Consider the following 17,978-nt stretch of genomic DNA (forward strand, 5'->3'; position numbering starts at 1 on the left):
GGCTCGTGCTCCTCGCCGTCGTGCTCCTCGTCGTCCGCCTGAGGCTGGTCCGCCTGAGGCCGGACCTCGTGCAGCGGATGATCCCGGTGCTCTTCCAGCAGCCTGCTCGAACCGTCCGGGGCGACCTCGACGTATGCCACGTAGCCCACCGAGGGATCGGAGATGTCCGCCGTCACGGCGGTGTTCCGGTCGCGTGCGTGTCCGTGCAGGGTGTCGAGGATCGCGGCGTCGAGCGTCGCCCCCTCCTCCAGTCGCACGGGTTCGCCCTCGATGGTGGCGGAGCCGTCGCCGGAGATGACCACCTCGAAGTGAGGGGAGGCCGGTTCCTCCGGTGCGGCGCGGTCGTCCCCCGTGATCGGCTCGTCCGTCTCTTCACCCCGGCTCATGCCCGTCCCTCCTGACGTTCCCGGCCGTGCGGCCTCGGTCGGTTCCGCCTCGGCGGACCCTCGTACCGCAACGGGCGCCGTACCGGAGCGGTTCAATTCCCGGGTGCTCCTTCAACAGGCGTATTGGCGGCGGAATGTGACATTCCTGCCACAGAACCGCAGTGCGGCGCTCAGTAGAGTCCGAACATGAATGTCAACGAGGGTTCCGTGCGCTTCACCGTGCTGGGTCCGGTCCGGGCATGGCGCGCCGACCGGGAACTGGACCTCGGCTCGCCGCAGCAGCGGGCGGTGCTGGTCGCCCTGCTGCTACGGAGGGGGCGCCCCGTCACACTCGGTGAACTCCTGGACGCCGTATGGGGCGAGGACCTGCCGGCGGCCGCCGTGTCCGTCCTGCGGACCTACGTGTCCCGGCTGCGCAAGGTGCTGGAACCCGGACGGGACGCGCCGGAGTCCGCGCGGGTGGTCGTCTCGGTCGGGGACGGGTACCTGGCCCGGATCCCCCAGGACGCCCTGGATCTCGTCGTGTTCGAACAGCGCGTCGCGGAGGCGAAGAAGCTGCGCGCCGCAGGGCTGGTGTCCGGCGCCGCGGAGTTGCTGCACACCGCGCTCGACGGATGGCAGGGCGCGGCACTGGCCGGCGTCCCCGGCCCCCTGGCCGAGTCCGAGCGGGCCCGGCTGAGCGAGGAGCGGCTGACCGCGCTGGAGGCCCGGCTGGACGCCGACGTCGAACTCGGCCGCCACTGCGAGGTGATCGCCGAACTGATCTCGCTGACCGGCACGCACCCGCTGCGGGAGCAGCTGTGCCGACTGCTGATGCTGGCGCTGTACCGGTCCGGCAGACAGGCCGAGGCACTGGAGGCCTACCGCCGGACACGGAACACCCTGGTGGCCGAGCTGGGCATCGACCCCGGCGCGCCGCTTCAGGACCTGCATGACCGGATACTCGCGGCCGACGCCTCCCTGGACCTCGGCCCGCCTCCGCAGCCGGACCCGCCCGCGGAGTCCAAACCCCCGCTCCCCGTGCACCCGGCCCGCCCGGCGCAATTACCCGCCGACCTGCCGGCCTTCGCCGGACGGCACGCCGAACTCGCCCGCACCCACGCTCTGTTGCCCGAGCACGGCGGCCCTCCGGCCACGGTCGTGATCAGCGCGATAGGCGGCATGGGCGGGATAGGCAAGACCACCCTGGCCGTGCACTGGGCGCACCAGATCGCCGACCGCTTCCCCGACGGACAGCTCTGCATCAACCTGCGCGGCTTCGATCCGACCGGTACGGTCGTGACGCCGCAGGAGGCCATCCGGATCTTCCTCGACGCGCTCGGCGTCCCGCCGATGCGCATTCCCGCCGGTCTCGACGCCCAGGCGGCGCTGTATCGCAGCATGCTCGCCGAGCGCCGGGTGCTGGTGCTCCTCGACAATGCCCGGGACACCGACCAGGTCCGTCCGCTGCTGCCCGGCTCCCCCGGCTGTCTGGTCATCGTGACCAGCCGCAACCAGCTCACCGGCCTGGTCGTCGGCGAGGGGGCGCATCCCCTGACCCTGGACCAGCTTTCCTCCGCCGAGGCACATGACCTCCTCGCGCGCCGCCTCGGCGCCGAGCGGCTGGCGGCGGAGCCGCAGGCGGCGGACGAGATCATCAGGCAGTGCGCCCGGCTGCCGCTGGCTCTCGCGATCGTCGCCGCCCATGCGGCCGTCCACGCCGGTTTCCCGCTCAGCGCCATCGCCGAGGAACTGGCCGACAGCCACGGCAGTCTCGACGCCTTCGCCGGGGGCGACGACATCACCACCGACGTACGGGCCGTCTTCTCCTGGTCGTACAAGGCACTGTCCGCCCCGGCCGCGCGTCTGTTCCGGCTGCTGGGCCTGCACAACGGACCCGACATCTCGGCGCCCGCCGCGGCCTCGATCGCGGGACTCACCCTGCGGGAGACGAGCGGCCTGCTCGTCGAACTCACCCGTGCCCATCTGCTCACCGAGCACTTCCCCGGCCGCTACGCCCTGCACGACCTGCTGCGCGTCTACGCCGCCGAACGCGTCCACGCCGAGGAGGCACCGCAGGAACGGGACCGGGCCGTCGAGCGGCTGCTCGCCTGGTATCTGCACACCGCCGACGCCGCCTACCCGCACCTGACCCCGCACCGCCGCCGGATCCCCCTCGAACCCCTGCCCGCCCTCTGCCGTCCGCTGGATTTCACGACGTACGAGGAGGCCCTGAACTGGTGCGAGACCGAACGGGCCAATCTGGTCTGCTCGGTGCGCCGGGCCGCCGAGTGCGGGCATCCGGGCATTGCCTGGCGACTGCCGGCCGTGCTGTGGGGGTTCTTCTACCTCCGCAGCCATCTGCACGACTGGCTCGACACCGCCGGGACGGGCCTGTCCGCCGCCCGCGCCGCCGGCGACCGCAGGGGCGAGGCCCAGGGCCTCGCGGACATGGCCGCCGCGCTGCGCTGCTTCGGCCGGTTCGACGAGGCCATCGACCACAACCACCAATCCATGACCGCCTTCCGGGAGATCGGGGACATCATGGGCAGGGCGTCGGCGGTGGGCAATCTGGGCGACGCCTACCTTCAGGCCGGCCGGCTCGACAAGGCCGTCGAGTACACCCGCCGGGGGCTGGCCCTCGACCGGGTCCTCGACAGCGGGTGGGGAGAGGGCATCGCCCTGACCAACCTGGGCGACGCCTACCAGCGGCTCGGCCGCTACGACGAAGCCCTCGACTGTCTGGGACAGGCGCTGACCGTCCTGCGCGCGAACGACAACCACTGGGTCACGGGCGTCGCACTCGACATCCTCGGCACGGTCCACCACCGGCTCCACCGTCACGACGACGCCGTCGACCACTACCACCAGGCGCTGGAGACGCATCGGAAGGTCGGCAACCGGTGGGGGGAGGGCCACACCCTGGGCAACCTCGGCGACATCCAGCTGGCCGTCGACGAGCCGCAGGCCGCTCGTGCCAGCTGGCGTCGGGCGCTGGCGATCTTCGCGGAGTTCGACCATCCGGACGCCGAGAAGATCCGCGAGAAACTCGGCCGACTGGAGGCCGGAGCGTTGCGCGCCGGCGTCGGCGCCGACGGTGACGTGCACGGGCGGACCGCCTGACATGGGTTCGCCCGGGTCGAGGACCGGCAGGAACGTGCCTCTCCCTCGGGCTTGGGGGGGCGAAGGCCCGTTGTCGGTTGCACACGCACGACGGAGGGGGCTGTGAAGGGTTCATCGGCGGCAGCACGTCACTGCGCTCGGCTCGGCCCGCTGTTCTGGCTCGGCCGACCGGGCGCGGGACTGGCGGGCCTGGAGGAGGAGTTGGGGTTCTGGGCACCGCCGATCGTGGGCTTGGAGGTGGCGACCTGGTCCCGAAGGAGCGCCCGCCCCTCCTGGCCGAGGATCGCCGGCGCGCTGGGCGGCCGAGGCCGGCCGGCGGGGCTCGGGGTCGACGGGGACAGGCGGGCCACCCCGCTGAAGGACCGCCGTGGCGGGTCGGTCGGTGCTGTTCCTCGCAGTGATTCCCGCAACTGCGCGTTCACGGCGTACTTCGCGACCGTCGGGATGCTCTCGGGGGACTGCTCGAACGCCGCCTTCAGCCGGCTGTCGCTCCGGACCAGGTCCAGGACCGCGTCCTCGAAGGCCGTTCGCACGGCCGGCGGGAGCTGGTCGATGCGCTGTTCGAGGCGTGCCAACTCCTGATGCGCCGACGCCTCGGCGCCGGACCGCGGGCGGGGCCCGGCCGTCATCGGCGGGGTCGGCGCGGGCCCGCCGAGGCTCGGTGCGGACGGGGCCCGGCCGAACGAGTCGGCCTCCGGGCGGCCCGCCAACGAGGCGTCCGGGCCGGCCGGCATCGGCTGCGACCGTCCGGTGAAACGATCCCAGAGGCGACGCAACTCCTCCGCCACCTGCGCCCAGAGGGCGTCCAGCTCCGCGCCACCGCGCCGCGCCTCTCTCAGCGCCAGCTCGGCCCTGACCAGCCCTTGCGCCAGCTCGACTTCGGGGTGCTCCATGGTCAACCGGTTCCTGGCCGGGGAAGCCGCGTGGTCATCCGGCACGGTGCCCCACTTTCGAGTCGGAGGCGCTGACGCAAGCAACAACGGGCTGTGGAGGACGAATGGTTCAACGACCCCATCAGCCCGTCAGCCTGTCAGCCCGGATAAGGGTCCATCCCCGGCGCCTCCTTGGCCCGGTGCGCGCCGGCCTTGCAGCCCGCGAAGGGTCCCGACGGGTCGCGCAGTGCGGCCATGACATGGGTGAGGTGGTCGCGGTGCCAGGCCGCGGGCCCGGTCGCTCCGGAACCGGGGCCGGTCAGCTCCTGCCACGCCATCCACAGTCCGTACAACTGCGCCACCGCCTCCGGGTGCTTCCACCAGCTGGGGCACCAAGGGGCGGTGGAGGCGACCTCCCTGCCGTACACGGGCAGCAGCAGGTGGCGTACCCACAGAGTCAGCCGGTGCAGGCCGTCGTCGTACTCGGAGCCCTCCAGGTACAGGATGAAGGCGGGACCGTCCTGCTGCTGTGATGTCGGCTCCGGCGCCAGGGTCATGTCGGTACTCCGGGATCTCTGTCGGGGTCAACGTCGCCACTACTACGGTCCTGACGTCGCCGGAGGTTCAGCCGGGCACTGAACCCCCGGGCGTGCCCGCTCCGTTGTGCGTGACAGCCGGCGGCGCTCGTCCGCCGGGCAGGGAGGAACGCGCATGCCCGAACGGAACCCGGTCACCGAGCCGGAGAAGGTGCAGTTCATCTGGTTCGGCGACGAGATGAGCGACAACGCCAAGGAGGGACTGCGGGCACTGAGCGAGCGGTTCCCGAACTCGGCGAAGGAACTGGTGGTGATGCCCCGGCGTCCTCCCGGGGAGGCCGGACGGCAGCACGTGAAGCAGCTCCTGGACGGGTACGAGACCGAGGCCGATAAGTACGACGTCAAAGTGCTGGACGTCCGCGATCACACCGAGCGGCTGGCCGCCGGCCTCGCACCGAAGTACGACAAGCAGACGCTCGACGACATCTTCAGCGCGGAGATGGGCAACCAGGGCTACATCGCCGCGAAGGACCTGGCCACGTTTCTGCTGAGGGGCGAGGAGACCGGCCTGAGCCTGGACCTGTCCCACCACCACATGACGGACACGGAGTGGGAGGCGGTCAAGGAAGACTCGAACTTCTCCCAGGAGGCTGTGACGCCGTTCGACTTCTCCACCGCCGAACTGAAAGTCGTTGACCTCTCGCACGGCCAGGACGCCAATATGCGGCACGTCCTGAACGCGGGCTTCATGGCGATGACGGAACGGCACGACGACGCGGGCATCGAGCCCCAGATGATGCCGCACCTCGATGTCTTCGCCATGTACACGAGAAAGGGGACAAAGGGGCAGGAGGTGGCCCAGGCGGCCGCGAACCAGCACATCGGCTATCTCGCCCAGCTGTCCCAGGACGAGGTGCGCAAGGGCAACGTCACCTTCCTCCCGAATGACGACAGCCGGAGGTTCCGTCCCGACACCATCAACCTGAAGGACGACAATCTGCTGGGCGCCAAGTACAACACGCAGGATCCGAGCCGCGGGGACATCATCGGCCGCATGGCCGTCAGCGCCCTCGCCGACGGCATCCACCTCGTCTACGGCACGACTGCGACGCCGCCCGGCCAGACCCAGCAGGACATGCCGGTGCCCCAAGTGGACCAGGCGACCTGGAATGACGTCACCATGCGGGCGTACCAGGTCGACAATGTGCGGGTGCTGCCGCAGCTGAGCCTCGGCAAGGACAACCAGAACAGCTGGCGGACCCGGAGCACCGACGACCCGGGCGACGTGACGCAGCTCAAGGCGGACAGCAAGGTCACCCTCGTCCAGGTCAGCAACTTCGGTGTCCGCGAGGCGGCGGCACTGGGCATGGAGGGGCTGAACAAGCCGGCTCACCTTCCCTACGAGGTGCACTACTCCACGTCGGCGGGCAACTCGCCGCGGCGCACGCCGAGTCCGGCGTCCGAGGGCGCGAACATGGCTGGACTCCGCCAGCAGGTGGCCGCCCTGAGCATGCCCCGGACCCCGTCCCCGGAGGGCCCGGGCATCACCGCCTCCGCCGCCCAGGCACCGGCGAAGCCTCCGGTGAAGCGGGCGGCGACCGGGCCGACGCGCTGAGCGCTCCGCCGGAAGGGCCACGATGGGCGGGCGGCGGGGCGACAGGACTTCGGGTCCGTCGCCCCGCCACCTGGCACACCCGTTCGGGCCACCGCCTTCGGACCCGGCGGGCTGAACCGCGGGCCGTGCGGAGCCGTTGTGCCTCTCGAACCGGTGCCGGCAGCCGACCGGGCCGGCACCCCGCAGCGCACAGATCCCGGAGGAACGCACATGCTCGAACCGAGGCCGGCCGTTCCGTTCCCGCCGCGTGGCCTGCTGGCACGCCGTCCGTCCGTGCCGGACGGCGACGGGGCGGCTGCCGGGCAGGAATCGCGGGGCGGGTCCGCTCGCGCACCGCGGCTTTCCCTGGCACCGCTGCCCGCCGGACTGCTCCCGTTGCCGCCGGGATTCGAGCTGTCGCCCGAGGCCGCCGCCCGGTGTGCGGACCCGGAGCGGTCGTCGGGGCGGCGCGTCGGTTGAGAGGAAGAGACGGGGGAGAGGCAGGGGAGCGAGGGGCGGGCCCGGAGGGCCGCCCCTCGTCGGTGTCAGGCGTCCGGCCGTACCACCCCCAGGATCTCCATCGACGCCACCGGTGACACGTACACCCACCGTCCGGGGCGCGGGGCCTGGATGATCTTTCCGTCGCCGATGTAGAGGGCTACGTGGCTGGCGTCGTCGAAGTAGATGATCAGGTCGCCGGGGCGCATGTCCTCGATGGGGACGCGTGTGAGCTGCCGCCACTGCTCCTCGGACGTCCGGGGGATGGCGACGCCCGCGTGCAGCCAGGCCTGGGAGGTGAGGCCGGAGCAGTCGAAGGAGTCGGGGCCCTCGGCGCCCCATTGGTAGGGCTTGCCGAGCTGACGGGTGGCGTAGGCGATGGCCTTCCGGCCGGCCGGGGTCGCCTTGGTGCCGGCCTGTTCGAGGATGCCCGTGCGTTCCCACCGTGCCTGGGCGTCCTGGGCATCCTTCCGCTCGAGTGCGGCCAGTTCCCTGCGCTGTTTCTCCTTCAGGCGTGACTGCACCTTGCGGGCGGCGGCGATGTGCCGCTCGATCGTCCCGCGCTCGGCGTCCCTGGCGCGACGGTTCGTCCGGAGGCTGTTCAGTTCCTCGGACGCGTCCTCCTTGCGGGTGCTCAGATCCTCGCGGGTCTTGGTCAGGGCGGTCAGCACGCCCTGTGTGGACTGCTCGGCCCGGCGGGCCAGGGAGGCGTTGTCCAGGGCCTGTTCGGGGTCACTGGCCAGGGCGAACTGCACCTCGGCGGGCAGGCCGCCGGTCCGGTACTGGGCGCGGGCCGCGGCCCCGGCGAGCGAAGTGAGGCGGCCCAGTTTCGTCTCGGCCGCCCGGACCTGGGCAGTGAGCGTGCGGACACGTTTCTCCTGCTGGGTCACCTTCTCGTCGGCGGCGTTGTACTTCTCCGTGGCGACCTCGGCGTCGTGGTAGAGGCGCCGGAGTTCGGCCTGTATCTCGGGGAGGGTCGAGGGCTCGGCCCGGGCCGGCTGCTGGACCGTCGTCGTCAGGACACAGGCCAGGGCGACGGCCACCGCCGTCCGCCGGCCGTGCGCGTGCAGCGTCCGTCTCGTCTGGCTCATCTGGGCCGGAGCTCCTTTCGTGGACCGTACGGGGGCGTGGTTCGTCCTCACAACGAGGCGGTGCTGTCCGGTGGTTCAAAGGAGGTGAACCGGGCCCGGCCCCAGGCCCGTTGTGCCTGCCGAGGGGCGCGGAAGGGGACCGGGACGGTGAAGGGGTCTGCATGTACACGGAGTTGCTGCCGCTGGCGCTGTGCACGGGGTTCGGCCTCGGCTTTCTGCTGCTGGCCCTCCGGGCGTCGGTGGCGGCGGCGCTCCTGTGGCTGCGCGGACTGCGCGTGCCGGGCGTGGTGGCGGCCCGTGCGGCGGCCGACCCGCGGCGCGGCGGGCTGGTGGTGTTCTCCGACCACCTCGGGCGGGACCTCGTCCTCGATCCGGGGCGGTACGGGCCGCTGTGCGGGCTGCCGCCGGTCGGCGGACGCGTGATCGTGGTCTATGCGCGGACGCGGCCGACCGCGGCGCGGCTGTGGACGCTGCGGCATCTCCTGGCGCCGTCGTTCGGGTGGTTCGTGTCCTCGACCCTGGCCTTCGGCGCCGGCGTCGTGGTGACGCCATGAGACCGGACGAGGACCTGCCCGATGACCTGCCCGAGCGCGCCCCGCGTCTGAGCGAGCTCGATGTGCTGCGCGGCTTCGCCCTGTTCGGCATCCTGCTGGTCAACGCCCAGATGATGGCGGGACCGTATACCGCCTTCGGCGGCGGGCCGGGGGCCTCGCCGCTCGACCGGGCCGCGGGCTGGGCGGTGACCGCGCTGGTCTCCGCCAAGTTCTATCTGCTGTTCTCCTTCCTGTTCGGCTACAGCTTCGTGCTTCAGCGGCGGTCCGCCCGGCGGGCGGGTGCCGCGTTCGCGCCGCGTCATCTGCGGCGCGCGGCCGGGCTGTTCGGGCTCGGTCTCGCCCACGCCGTGCTGCTCTATCCCGGCGACATCCTGATGACGTACGCGGCACTGTCGCTGGTGCTGTACGGGCTGCGCGGGCTGGCCCCGCGGACCGCCCTGCGCCTGGCGGCCGGCCTGGTCGTGGGGCTGACGGTGGTCCTGCTCGGGTACGGGCTGCTGACGGTCGCGCTCACCGAGCCGCTCACCGCCGGCCAGGACGCCCCTCGGGTCGCGGACACCGCCGCCGCCTACCGCGGCGGCGCGTGGTCGGTGGTGGGTGCCCATGTGCGCGACCTGCCGGGGCTGATCGGCTCCGACCTGCTGTACGCGGCCGATCTGCTGGCCGCCTTCCTGGCGGGACTCGCGGCGGCCGGGTCCCGGCTCGTGGAGCGGCGTGGGCGGGACCGGGCGTGGCTGCGCGGGGTCGTCGTACGGTGGCTGCCGGTCGGGCTGGCCGGTGGCGTTGCCACCGCCTGCTGCGAGAACTGGCCCCTGGACAGCCGGTGGTTCCTCGTCGGACAGGCGGTGGCGGTACTGACCGCGCCGGCGCTGACGGCGTCGTACGCGTGCGGACTGCTCCTGCTGCTCGACGCCGCACGCCCGGCGACGGCCGGCCTGCTCGCCGCCTCCGGGCGTATGGCGCTCACCCACTACCTCACCCAGTCGCTGGTCCTCGCCTGCGTGTTCACCGGGTACGGACTGGGGCTCTACGACCGGGTCGGCACCGCGGCCGTCCTGGCGGGCTGCGTGCTGCTCTACGGCGCCCAACTCGCCCTGGGGAAAGCCCTGATGAGGCGTGTGCGGTACGGGCCGGCCGAGCTGCTGCTGCGCACGGTCACCTTGGCACGGTGTCCTCGACGCCGACCGGTGACATGCCCGTCGGACGACGTGCGGCCCGTGCCGTGATGGCGGCCGTCTCCGCCTTCGCCGCCGCCGAGATCGCGGCGGCGCCGGGCTCCTTGTACCAGGGGCGCAACCGGATCAGGGCGGGCCGGACGCCGGTGGCGAGGAGCAGAGCGGTGCCCTTGGGCAGGGCACGGATCCTGTCGGGCGGCAGGACGGCCTCCTGGCGGTAGGAGTACGAGCGTGACGTGCCGTCCTTGCCGCGGGAGATGCTCGGGGTGCGCACATCGTGCTGGCCGACGAGGGTGGAGATCTTCTGCACGAAGTCGGCGTCGTCCAGGCCCGCGCCGAGAAGTTTGACGGTCGCCGCGCTCCACAGGGCGTCCATGCCCACCTCGCCCCACACCCGGGCACCCTGGCGGTAACTCTGCAACAGCGTCACGACGTTGATGCCGCGGGAGCCGAAGTGCGAGTAGAGGTCGGGCAGATCGGAGATGCGGCAGACGTTGGCGGCCTCGTCGAGGACCGCGGTCAGCGGCGGGTCGAGCCTGCCGCCCATGCGTTCGGCGGCGACCACGCCCGCGCGCATCGTCGCGTCGGCGAGGCCCGCGATGACGCCGGCCGCCGATCCGCCGCCGTCCTTGGACAGCAGGTAGAGGGTGTCCTTGCCGAGAACGTGCTCGTGGGGGCGGAACTCGGGCAGTGCGGGGTCGGGGGTGACCCAGGCGAGAATCTCCGGGTCGAGGAGGCAGGAGACGGTCTGGCGGGCCGTCTCGTAGATGCCGTCGCGTGTCTCCACCGCGCCGCGGACCGTGCCCTGCAACTGTTCGGCCATCGCGATGAGCCCGGCCTCACGGAGCAGGTCGATCGGAGTGCGGTCGGCGGGATCGGCGAGCCAGCCGAGGAGTTCGACGACCGGCGCCTTGCCGCGGGCCGCGGCGAGGAAGAGGGCTGTGAGGGTGTTCTGGGCGGCCGAGATCCAGAAGTCCTTCTTCGCCGTGTCGTCGTTGACGGACGCCACGAAGTGGCCGGCGAGCCGGCGGGCGCCCTCGATGGTGTGGCACTCGCCGAGCAGGTTCCACCACATGGCGCGCGGGCTGTGGGCGATGCCCTGCGGGTCGAACGTCCACACCGTGCCCGCCTTCTCGCGTTCGGCGCGGGTGACGGCGTACACGTCCGACTTGTTGGAGGTGAGCAGCACGGCGCCCTGGGCGCGCAGCACCCGGGGGACGGCGATACCGGTGGACTTGCCGGCCCGGGGCGCCATGAGGTCGAGTTCCACATCCTCGTAACTGCTGCGCAGCTCGGGGCCCTTGGGGTCGAGGTCGCCGAGGAGGTTGCCGGTCTCGTCCGGGTGCAGCTGTTCGCGGCCCTTGAGGCCGGGGCGCAGTTCGCGGGCACGGGCCTCGATGCCCTTGGGGCACATGGCGGCGAGCTCGCGACGGCCGGCCAGGCCCTTGGGGCGGCCCGCGCGGTTCATCACGAGACGCGCGACGAGAGCGGCGGGGGACGCCACGACCGCCAGGAGGCCGAGCATGCCCGCGTAGACGGCGGCGACCGGTGCTCTGGGCCACAGCCCGGCTGGGCCGTCGGTGGTGAGGCGGGCGACGGTGGACATGGCGAAGGGCGGGGCGTCGAAGCCGTGGCCGGACAGGCCGGAGCCGAGGGTGCCGCCGGACCAGGCGATGGTGAACAGGGCGAGGCCGGTGCCGGCGAGCGCGACGACGGCCCACGGCAGCTGGTCGTGGAAGGCGCCGCCGGTGGGCGGGGGGCTCACGCGGTCCACCTCCCGTCCGCCGCCATCGCGTCGGGCAGGTCGTACGCACCCTCCTGGGCGGCCCGTGCGACCTGCCCGGCGGCCCGGGCCACGGCCTGTTCCACGCCCTCCTCGTTGGGTGTCCAGCGGGTGTTGGTGTTGTGCAGTCGGCGTTCGGCGTCGGTGATGGCGACCTTGATGGGGATGCCGGGCCGGCCGCCGACCTTGATGAGGAAGCGGCCACGGCCGGGCGGCTCCTCGTGCTCGCCGGAGACACCCCAGCCCGGGGGTGAGGACCAGGACGACACGAGCTCGATCTCGCGCCGGGACAGCCCCACCACCTTGCCGAGTTCCTCCATCTCGCCCCTCGGCAGTCCCGCGCACACCACCATCCCGGCCCGCTCCACGAAGCCGCGCGCCTTGGCCCGGTCGGAGTCGGTGCCCAGCGCCTCGGCGTCCTTGAGGGTGTGGGTGATCTTGGCGTCGCCGAGGCCGAGGGAGCGGTTGAGGCGGGTGAGCGCGTCGATGCGGTCGACGATGCCGGAGGCGGCGCGCAGCGGGCGCCACAGCTCGTCGAGCACGGTGAAGAACCAGCGCCGGGGAGCGAGGCCGGCGTCCGCGAGGGCGTGCGAGGCGGCCACCGTGCCGAGCCCGTCGGACCAGGCGGCGAGCATCGCGGCCGCGGTCAGCTGGGTGTCGGCCTCGCCGATGCCGGAGATGTCGATGCACACGGCGGGCGCGTCGGGGTTGATACGCGTGGACGTCTCGGAGGCGAAGGTGTCGCCGAGGGGGCCGTCGAGGATGCCCAGCAGGGAACGGTGCAGCGGATCGACGGCGTCCCGGTAGCGGGTGTCGTCGCCGCGGTCCAGGGTGACCGCGCGGACCCGGTCGGGGCCCTCGGCGAGCACGCGGAGCAGGTCGGGCAGCAGGACCGTACCGCCCGCGGGGGTGCGTTCACGCAGATGATGCAGGCACGCGCTCAGCACCGACTGCTCGTGGTCGTCCATCGGACGGCCCCGCACGATGGTGATGAGCGCCGCGACCATGTTCAGCACGCGCCCGTGCGTCTCCGCCTTGAGCACCTCGCCCGCCTCGCCGCCGATCTTCGCCGCCGCCTCGCCCATCGCGCCGGGGTCGAGGACGTTGATGCCGCCCCGGCCCCGGCCGATGGAGATCACCTGACCGCCGAGCGCCCGCACGGTGTCGGCGTAGTCGGGCTTGAGGTCGCCGAGCACCAGCGGGACGACGCCGGTCGCGGCGAGCCCGATCAGCATCCGGTTGACGAGTGTGGACTTGCCCAGGCCCGGCATGCCGAGCATGAACAGTGAGGGGTTGGAGATGTAGCGGGCCCGGGTGAACCAGTTCAGTGGGTCACCGCAGACCGTGGCGCCGGTGAACAGGTGCTGCCCGAGCGGCACGCCTGTCATGGGGGAACCGGAACCGGCGGCGAACGGCCACATGCCGCACGCCTGGACGGTGGTGGCCCGCCACATGGTGGGCGGGTCCATGTAGCCGACGCGTCCCCCGCCCGGCCCGTACCAGCCGCGGGGCGGGACGTACGGCTCCCTGGGGCGGGAGGACTTCTCCTTGCCCGCCTTCGTCCTCTTCCCCTCCTTCGCCGGCCTCTTCCCGGACTTCACGGGCTTCCGCGTCCAGGACGGATCCTGCCCGGCCGGGTCCGAGCCCAGCGCCTCGCGCGCCTGCCGTTCGGCCAGCCGGTCGGCCTGCTCGGCCTTCCGCTCCTCGCTCCGGCGGCTCACAGTGCCTCCTGCAGTTCGTGCGGGATCAGGGTCTGCTCCCACGGGAGGATTCCGGTGGGCAGGGTGCAGGTGAACGCGGCCGCCTGCATCCGGTCGGCGGGCCGCATCAGCACCCGGGAGGCCGCGGTCAGGTTGCGGATCACGACGCCGGCGTCGGCCAGTTCCGCGGCGCTGTCGACGGTGACCGTCAGCATCAGCGAGAACTCCACGAGCCCGGCGCCCGACGCCTCCTCGGCCGCCGTCTGTTCCGCCGCCCGCATCTCGGAGGCCGCGCGGGCCTGCACCATGCCGCGGCCGGACGTCGCCATGAACTGGGCGCTGCGCCGGTCCGCCTCGACGATCCGCGCCGAGGTGGCCGGGTCGATGGGCCGGTAGACCAGCGCGACCCGCTTGCGGCGGGTGCCGGGGGCCGCCTCCAGCATGCCCTTCAGCACCGAGGACCGGACGGTGCCGCGCGGCGCCAGCGTGAGCAGCCAGGTCCGGGACACCCCCGAGTCGTGCTGGTAACTGTTCACCGTCTCGACGGTGGCGGCGGGTCCCGCGTCGTCCCACTCCAGGCCGGTTCCGCCGTACCGGGCGCGGGCGTCGAGCACGTCGGCGGCGACGGCGGGGTCGTAGGCGACGCGGACGACCTCGGCGATCCGCTCGGCCGACAGCGGGTACGCCGAGCCGCCGCCGGCCGAGGAGAGCCCGCCGAGCAGGCCCGGGAGTCGGATGGCGAGGTCGGAGATCATGTCGTCCGGCTTGCGCTTCTGGCCGGCGGGCACGCCGTAGGTGAGGGTGACGTAGGTGTGCATCTCGGACGACGCGGTCGGATAGCGCTCGACGACCTCCTCCATCACGGCGCGGGCGGCGGCCGGCGCGTCGGGGTGGATGCGGGGCAGCACCTCGTGGGCGAGCCGGGTGCCCGGGTCGGGGGCGGTCTCCACGATCAGGGAGGCGCCGTGCAGCCCGGGTTCGTGAGCCAGCCGGGCCAGCCACTCGCCCCACAGTGCGACCCAGACGTCGACCTGGTCGGGGTCGACCAGGGCACCGCCGTCGGGGTCGCAGCCCAGGACGATCGTGTACAGGTTGCGGGCCGGGTGGTGCAGGACGCCGAAGGGCCGGTCGTAGGCGTCCCGGCCCTCCGTCGCGGTGACCTTGTTGAGCAGGCCGGGCGGACGGAACCGGCCGCCCGGCCGGGCGGACAGGGGGCCGGAGACGTAGAGGTGCGCGCCCTTGGCCTTGCGGCGCCACCAGCCGACGCGCAGGGCGATCAACTGGTAGACGTTGCGCCCGTCCTGGGTGCGGATGGCGAGCGGCACCAGGAACACCACGACCGGGACCGCCACGATCAGCGCGGCGTACAGCGAGATCAGTGAGGCGAGCAGGGTGACGACCAGTCCGCCGAAGACACCGAAGGTGCCGACGAGGCCGAGTGGTCCGAGCCCGGGCCGCCGTGGCCGGCGCCAGTTCCCGTAGGTCGGATGGGTGACGGCTTCCGTGGACATGAGGGTCCGGTTTCCCTTCGTGAAATGACGGTGTTTACGGCGGCGGGGGGGCGGAGAAGACCGCCGAACTCCCTTGGGGGGGGCGGGAGTCCGGCGGTCGTTCAGAGGGCGGCGGGGAGACGTGGGCCGCGAGATCTCCCGGCGCCGCGGGAGGGGGTCACCTGTTGTGGCCCAGCTCGCCGTCGGCGCCTTCCAGGGAGCCGGACGCGGCGCGGCCGACGACCTGCGCCGCGGTCACCGCGGCGGCGACGGCGGCACCGGCCGGTCCCCCGGCCGCGGCTGCCGCCCGGCCGGCGCCGCCGGCCGCTCCCGCGCCGCCGGCTCCCGCACCGGCGCCCGGGGCACCGCCCCGGCCCACGCCGTTCGCGCCGCCCGAACCGCTCGCGCCCGCCTCGCCGCCCGGACCGGCGGAGCCGCTGGAGCCGCCCGTGCCGGACGCTCCCTTCGAGCCGGTCGGACCCGCCTGCCCGCCGCTGCCGCCGCCCGCGCCGCCGAGCGAGCGGGCACCGGTCGCGAGGGCTCCGCCCACCGACGACATCGCGCCGGACATGGCGGAGGCTCCGCCGAGCGCGGCGGTGGCCGGTACCACGAGCTTGAGCAGCGCGGGCAGGGCGACCGCGGACAGCAGCATCAGGCCGATACCGGCGATGCGTGCGTTGATGTCGCCGCCCTTGCCGCCCGAGGTGATCATCGCTGATCCCGCGTACAGCACGAGACCGGCCGCGGGTTTGTACAGCAGCCAGGCGATCATCCAGCCGATGTGCTTGCGCCACCAGCCGGCACCCCAGTCGGTCATCGAGGCCGCGGCGGCCAGCGGGAGGGTGCCGAGGAGCAGGATCATGACGCCGAGCCGGATGTACATCAGGATGGTGTGGATGATCCCGGAGATCAGCAGCAGGAAGGCGAGCACCAGCAGCAGGAAGGACTGGACGTTGTCGCCGTTGCTGCAGGCCCCGACGTTGTTCAACTGCTGCTGCGCGCCCGCGTTGAAGAGGAACGTGGAGTAGTCGTCCGCGACGGCCGCGGCGGCCGTGACGACGGTGGTGGCGGCGCCCGAGACCAGGATGACCCGGAGAATGCCCTTCAGGGCGGTCACGCCCGCGGTGCCGCGACGTTCCAGCGCCATGCGGACCGAGGCGAAGATCAGCGAGCCGACCGCGAGATAGACCACCAGCCACTGCGTCTGACTGCCGACGTCCTTCGCCGTGGCCGTGCCCGTCAGGGTCGGCACTCCGGTGATCAGGGCCCCGAACACCGCGACCGCACCCGCGAGGATGGTGTTCGCGACCAGCTCGATGATGGTCCCGATGGGGTTGCCGAGAAAGCTGAAGAAGCCCTTCACCAGGTCGATGACCGGATTGCCGGTCGGGCAGTTCATCTCAGACCCCCCACAGGGTGTAGCCGCTGGTGTTGCCCTGGACGGCCGTCACCGGCGTGTGCAGGGATCCGTCGCCGTTGGGCAGGACCTTCCAGTCGCCGCCGCTCCAGCGCAGCGCGATGGTGGTGGCCGCGTAGCCCTGCTCGCCCCGCAGGAGGAGCTTGACGCTCGCGGACGTGCTCTTGTACGAGGTCACCGAGAAACCGGCGTACGAGGCGACGGACGTGTCGCCGGTCTGCCCGCCGCTGTCGATGTCCTGGACGGTGGAACGCTGGAACACGAACAGGTCGCGCCCGTGCCCGGCGACGACCTGCTGCTGAGCGGCGGCCCGCCAACCGGAGCCGCTCATCTGCGACGGGATGACATGGGCGGCCAGCACGGCGCCGAGGGGCGTGCGCGCGAAGCACCACCGCAGGGTGCCCGTCGTGCGGGTGGGCCCCGCCGAGGCGGAGAGGGGCACGCGGGTGATGCCGAGCGTGTGCCAGCTGACGTCCTTCGGCGGAGCCTTGGGCAGCGCGTCGCCGGAGCTGTCGTCGGTACTGCAGCCCTGGGGGCGGCCGTTGTGCAGTGCGGCACCGGACAGCGGGCCGGGCGCCGCGGCGCGCATGCGGTCCGCGTCGGTCTCCCGGCCGGACGTCAGCGCGACGATCCCGCTCAGTACGAGCACGACGGCGAGGAACCCCGCCGACAGCTGCCAGCTGCGCTGCTTCCAGTACGGCTCCGACTCCTCGGCCCACCGCTGTCTGCTTGTGAACATATCGACCGCCCGTCGGCTCACGCGAAGACGAAGTTGACCAGCGGGCCCGCGGTGGCCACCAGGACACAACCGCCGAGCACCATGCCGAGACGGCTCATGTGCTCCGAACTCTCGCCCCGCTTGAGGGAGACCGCCATCATCGCGCCGGTGATCAGCACCCCGGCGACACCGGCGGCGGTGCCCGCCCAGGCGGCTATGCCGAGGACGGTGTTGACCTTGTCCTTGAGCGGGCCCGGGGCGTCGCTCTTCGGCTGGGGCACGGCGACAAGGAGGTTGGAGGCTTCAACGAGCAGCGAGGACATGCGGATCTCCGAGGAATCGGCGCCCTGCCTGAGCGGCGGGCGAGGGGTCTGGTTGCGCTGGAAGGTGTGTTGTGGCTGGTGGTCAGGGACCCAGGAGCGACAGGTCGCCGAGGAATGCGACGAGCGGGCCGGCCGTCGAGGCGACCAGGCAGCCGAGGGTGACGAAGAAGATGCCGCGGAAGTGCGTACCGCCCTCGCCGGGTTCACCCCGGTTGAGCTGGACCGCCATGCTGATGCCGACGACCAGCAGGCCGGCGACGCCGGCGGCCGTGGCGCACCAGGCGAGGATGCCGAGGATGGTGCCGGCGCCCGCGGGCGGGTTGTAGGCGCCGCCGGCGGCCAGGAGGTGGTTCACGACGCGGATCCCTCGCTGTGCGACTCGATGCCCACCAGCTCGGCGAGCGTGGCGAGTTGCCGGGGCAGGGACTTCGGCCTGCCGCCCAGGCGCCAGGCCGGTATCCACGGCACCCGGTGTACGTGCGTGACCGAACGCAGCACCCGGATACGCCTCAGCAGACCGAGCGGCAGCCGACCGGGTGCGTCGGCGACGAGCACCACGCCCAGCAGGTCGAGCCCCTGTGGGGCGCGTCCCTCCTTCAGCGCGCCCAACGCCTGGGAGACGGAGCGCAGTCCGCGCGCGCTGGTCCGTCCGACCAGCACGATCCGCCGAGGCTCGCCCCGCGTCGGCTCGGGCCAGCGGGCCCCCAGGTCCACCCCGCCGAGCGCCTCGACCAGTGAG

At 72.6% G+C, this 17,978-nt stretch carries 16 protein-coding genes; 4 read left to right on the forward strand and 12 right to left on the reverse strand.

Going from position 1 to position 17,978, the window contains the following annotated elements; all coding sequences use genetic code 11:
- A partial coding sequence (locus IPZ69_RS42730) for a hypothetical protein (protein ID WP_374295831.1) occupies positions 1 to 386 on the reverse strand: 386 nt, incomplete at its 3' end.
- A 186-nt stretch (positions 387 to 572) separates the two neighbouring features.
- Here IPZ69_RS42730 and IPZ69_RS42735 point away from each other — a divergent pair.
- Complete coding sequence (locus tag IPZ69_RS42735; RefSeq protein ID WP_235460284.1) at positions 573 to 3,488, forward strand: AfsR/SARP family transcriptional regulator; 2,916 nt, start codon at positions 573 to 575, stop codon at positions 3,486 to 3,488.
- 128 nt (positions 3,489 to 3,616) lie between these two features.
- On the opposite strand, the gene IPZ69_RS42740 is transcribed toward IPZ69_RS42735, so the two are convergent.
- On the reverse strand, positions 3,617 to 4,381 hold the full coding sequence (locus IPZ69_RS42740) for a hypothetical protein (RefSeq protein ID WP_235460285.1): 765 nt from the start codon (positions 4,379 to 4,381) through the stop codon (positions 3,617 to 3,619).
- Positions 4,382 to 4,518: 137 nt separating this feature from the next.
- Positions 4,519 to 4,917, reverse strand: coding sequence for a DUF4913 domain-containing protein (locus tag IPZ69_RS42745; protein WP_235460286.1), 399 nt, complete (start codon positions 4,915 to 4,917; stop codon positions 4,519 to 4,521).
- A 154-nt stretch (positions 4,918 to 5,071) separates the two neighbouring features.
- On the opposite strand from IPZ69_RS42745, the gene IPZ69_RS42750 reads away from it, so the two are divergent.
- The gene (locus tag IPZ69_RS42750; protein WP_235460287.1) at positions 5,072 to 6,511 is read left to right on the forward strand and encodes a hypothetical protein; all 1,440 of its coding nucleotides are present in this window, start codon (positions 5,072 to 5,074) and stop codon (positions 6,509 to 6,511) included.
- Positions 6,512 to 7,035: 524 nt separating this feature from the next.
- Here the strand turns inward: IPZ69_RS42750 and IPZ69_RS47265 are convergent.
- Entirely contained in the window at positions 7,036 to 8,079 is a 1,044-nt protein-coding gene (locus IPZ69_RS47265; protein ID WP_268835766.1) for a C40 family peptidase, read from the reverse strand.
- A gap of 161 nt (positions 8,080 to 8,240) precedes the next feature.
- On the opposite strand from IPZ69_RS47265, the gene IPZ69_RS42760 reads away from it, so the two are divergent.
- Positions 8,241 to 8,633: a hypothetical protein gene (locus tag IPZ69_RS42760; RefSeq protein ID WP_235460288.1), complete on the forward strand. Its 393-nt coding sequence runs from the start codon at positions 8,241 to 8,243 to the stop codon at positions 8,631 to 8,633.
- Complete coding sequence (locus IPZ69_RS42765; RefSeq protein ID WP_235460289.1) at positions 8,630 to 9,859, forward strand: DUF418 domain-containing protein; 1,230 nt, start codon at positions 8,630 to 8,632, stop codon at positions 9,857 to 9,859. Before IPZ69_RS42760 ends, IPZ69_RS42765 begins: the two co-directional genes overlap by 4 nt.
- Here IPZ69_RS42765 and IPZ69_RS42770 read toward each other — a convergent pair.
- The 8 genes from IPZ69_RS42770 to IPZ69_RS42805 form a co-directional block, all read right to left on the reverse strand.
- Positions 9,789 to 11,573: a type IV secretory system conjugative DNA transfer family protein gene (locus IPZ69_RS42770; protein WP_235460290.1), complete on the reverse strand. Its 1,785-nt coding sequence runs from the start codon at positions 11,571 to 11,573 to the stop codon at positions 9,789 to 9,791. The two genes, IPZ69_RS42765 and IPZ69_RS42770, sit on opposite strands and share 71 nt — an antisense overlap.
- Complete coding sequence (locus IPZ69_RS42775; RefSeq protein WP_235460291.1) at positions 11,570 to 13,312, reverse strand: ATP/GTP-binding protein; 1,743 nt, start codon at positions 13,310 to 13,312, stop codon at positions 11,570 to 11,572. Before IPZ69_RS42775 ends, IPZ69_RS42770 begins: the two co-directional genes overlap by 4 nt.
- Entirely contained in the window at positions 13,309 to 14,802 is a 1,494-nt protein-coding gene (locus IPZ69_RS42780; RefSeq protein WP_235460292.1) for an SCO6880 family protein, read from the reverse strand. The genes IPZ69_RS42775 and IPZ69_RS42780 overlap by 4 nt, the downstream gene beginning before the upstream one ends.
- A gap of 157 nt (positions 14,803 to 14,959) precedes the next feature.
- Positions 14,960 to 16,180, reverse strand: a complete 1,221-nt coding sequence (locus IPZ69_RS42785) for a hypothetical protein (protein ID WP_235460293.1) — start codon at positions 16,178 to 16,180, stop codon at positions 14,960 to 14,962.
- Position 16,181: 1 nt separating this feature from the next.
- On the reverse strand, positions 16,182 to 16,937 hold the full coding sequence (locus tag IPZ69_RS42790) for a hypothetical protein (protein WP_235460294.1): 756 nt from the start codon (positions 16,935 to 16,937) through the stop codon (positions 16,182 to 16,184).
- A 17-nt stretch (positions 16,938 to 16,954) separates the two neighbouring features.
- Entirely contained in the window at positions 16,955 to 17,239 is a 285-nt protein-coding gene (locus IPZ69_RS42795; protein ID WP_235460295.1) for a hypothetical protein, read from the reverse strand.
- 82 nt (positions 17,240 to 17,321) lie between these two features.
- Positions 17,322 to 17,594, reverse strand: a complete 273-nt coding sequence (locus tag IPZ69_RS42800) for a hypothetical protein (RefSeq protein WP_235460296.1) — start codon at positions 17,592 to 17,594, stop codon at positions 17,322 to 17,324.
- The coding region (locus IPZ69_RS42805) for a hypothetical protein (RefSeq protein WP_235460297.1) at positions 17,591 to 17,978 on the reverse strand (388 nt) is incomplete at its 5' end. The genes IPZ69_RS42800 and IPZ69_RS42805, both read right to left, overlap by 4 nt.

The organism is Streptomyces olivochromogenes (genome assembly GCF_021538895.1).
GTDB lineage: Bacteria > Actinomycetota > Actinomycetes > Streptomycetales > Streptomycetaceae > Streptomyces > Streptomyces olivochromogenes_A.

Coding starts and splice junctions, on each gene's coding strand:
- IPZ69_RS42735 (WP_235460284.1), top strand. CDS start 573: ATGAATGTCAACGAGGGTTCCGTGCGCTTCACCGTGCTGGGTCCGGTC.
- IPZ69_RS42740 (WP_235460285.1), bottom strand. CDS start 4,381: ATGGAGCACCCCGAAGTCGAGCTGGCGCAAGGGCTGGTCAGGGCCGAG.
- IPZ69_RS42745 (WP_235460286.1), bottom strand. CDS start 4,917: ATGACCCTGGCGCCGGAGCCGACATCACAGCAGCAGGACGGTCCCGCC.
- IPZ69_RS42750 (WP_235460287.1), top strand. CDS start 5,072: ATGCCCGAACGGAACCCGGTCACCGAGCCGGAGAAGGTGCAGTTCATC.
- IPZ69_RS47265 (WP_268835766.1), bottom strand. CDS start 8,079: ATGAGCCAGACGAGACGGACGCTGCACGCGCACGGCCGGCGGACGGCG.
- IPZ69_RS42760 (WP_235460288.1), top strand. CDS start 8,241: ATGTACACGGAGTTGCTGCCGCTGGCGCTGTGCACGGGGTTCGGCCTC.
- IPZ69_RS42765 (WP_235460289.1), top strand. CDS start 8,630: ATGAGACCGGACGAGGACCTGCCCGATGACCTGCCCGAGCGCGCCCCG.
- IPZ69_RS42780 (WP_235460292.1), bottom strand. CDS start 14,802: ATGTCCACGGAAGCCGTCACCCATCCGACCTACGGGAACTGGCGCCGG.
- IPZ69_RS42785 (WP_235460293.1), bottom strand. CDS start 16,180: ATGAACTGCCCGACCGGCAATCCGGTCATCGACCTGGTGAAGGGCTTC.
- IPZ69_RS42790 (WP_235460294.1), bottom strand. CDS start 16,937: ATGTTCACAAGCAGACAGCGGTGGGCCGAGGAGTCGGAGCCGTACTGG.
- IPZ69_RS42795 (WP_235460295.1), bottom strand. CDS start 17,239: ATGTCCTCGCTGCTCGTTGAAGCCTCCAACCTCCTTGTCGCCGTGCCC.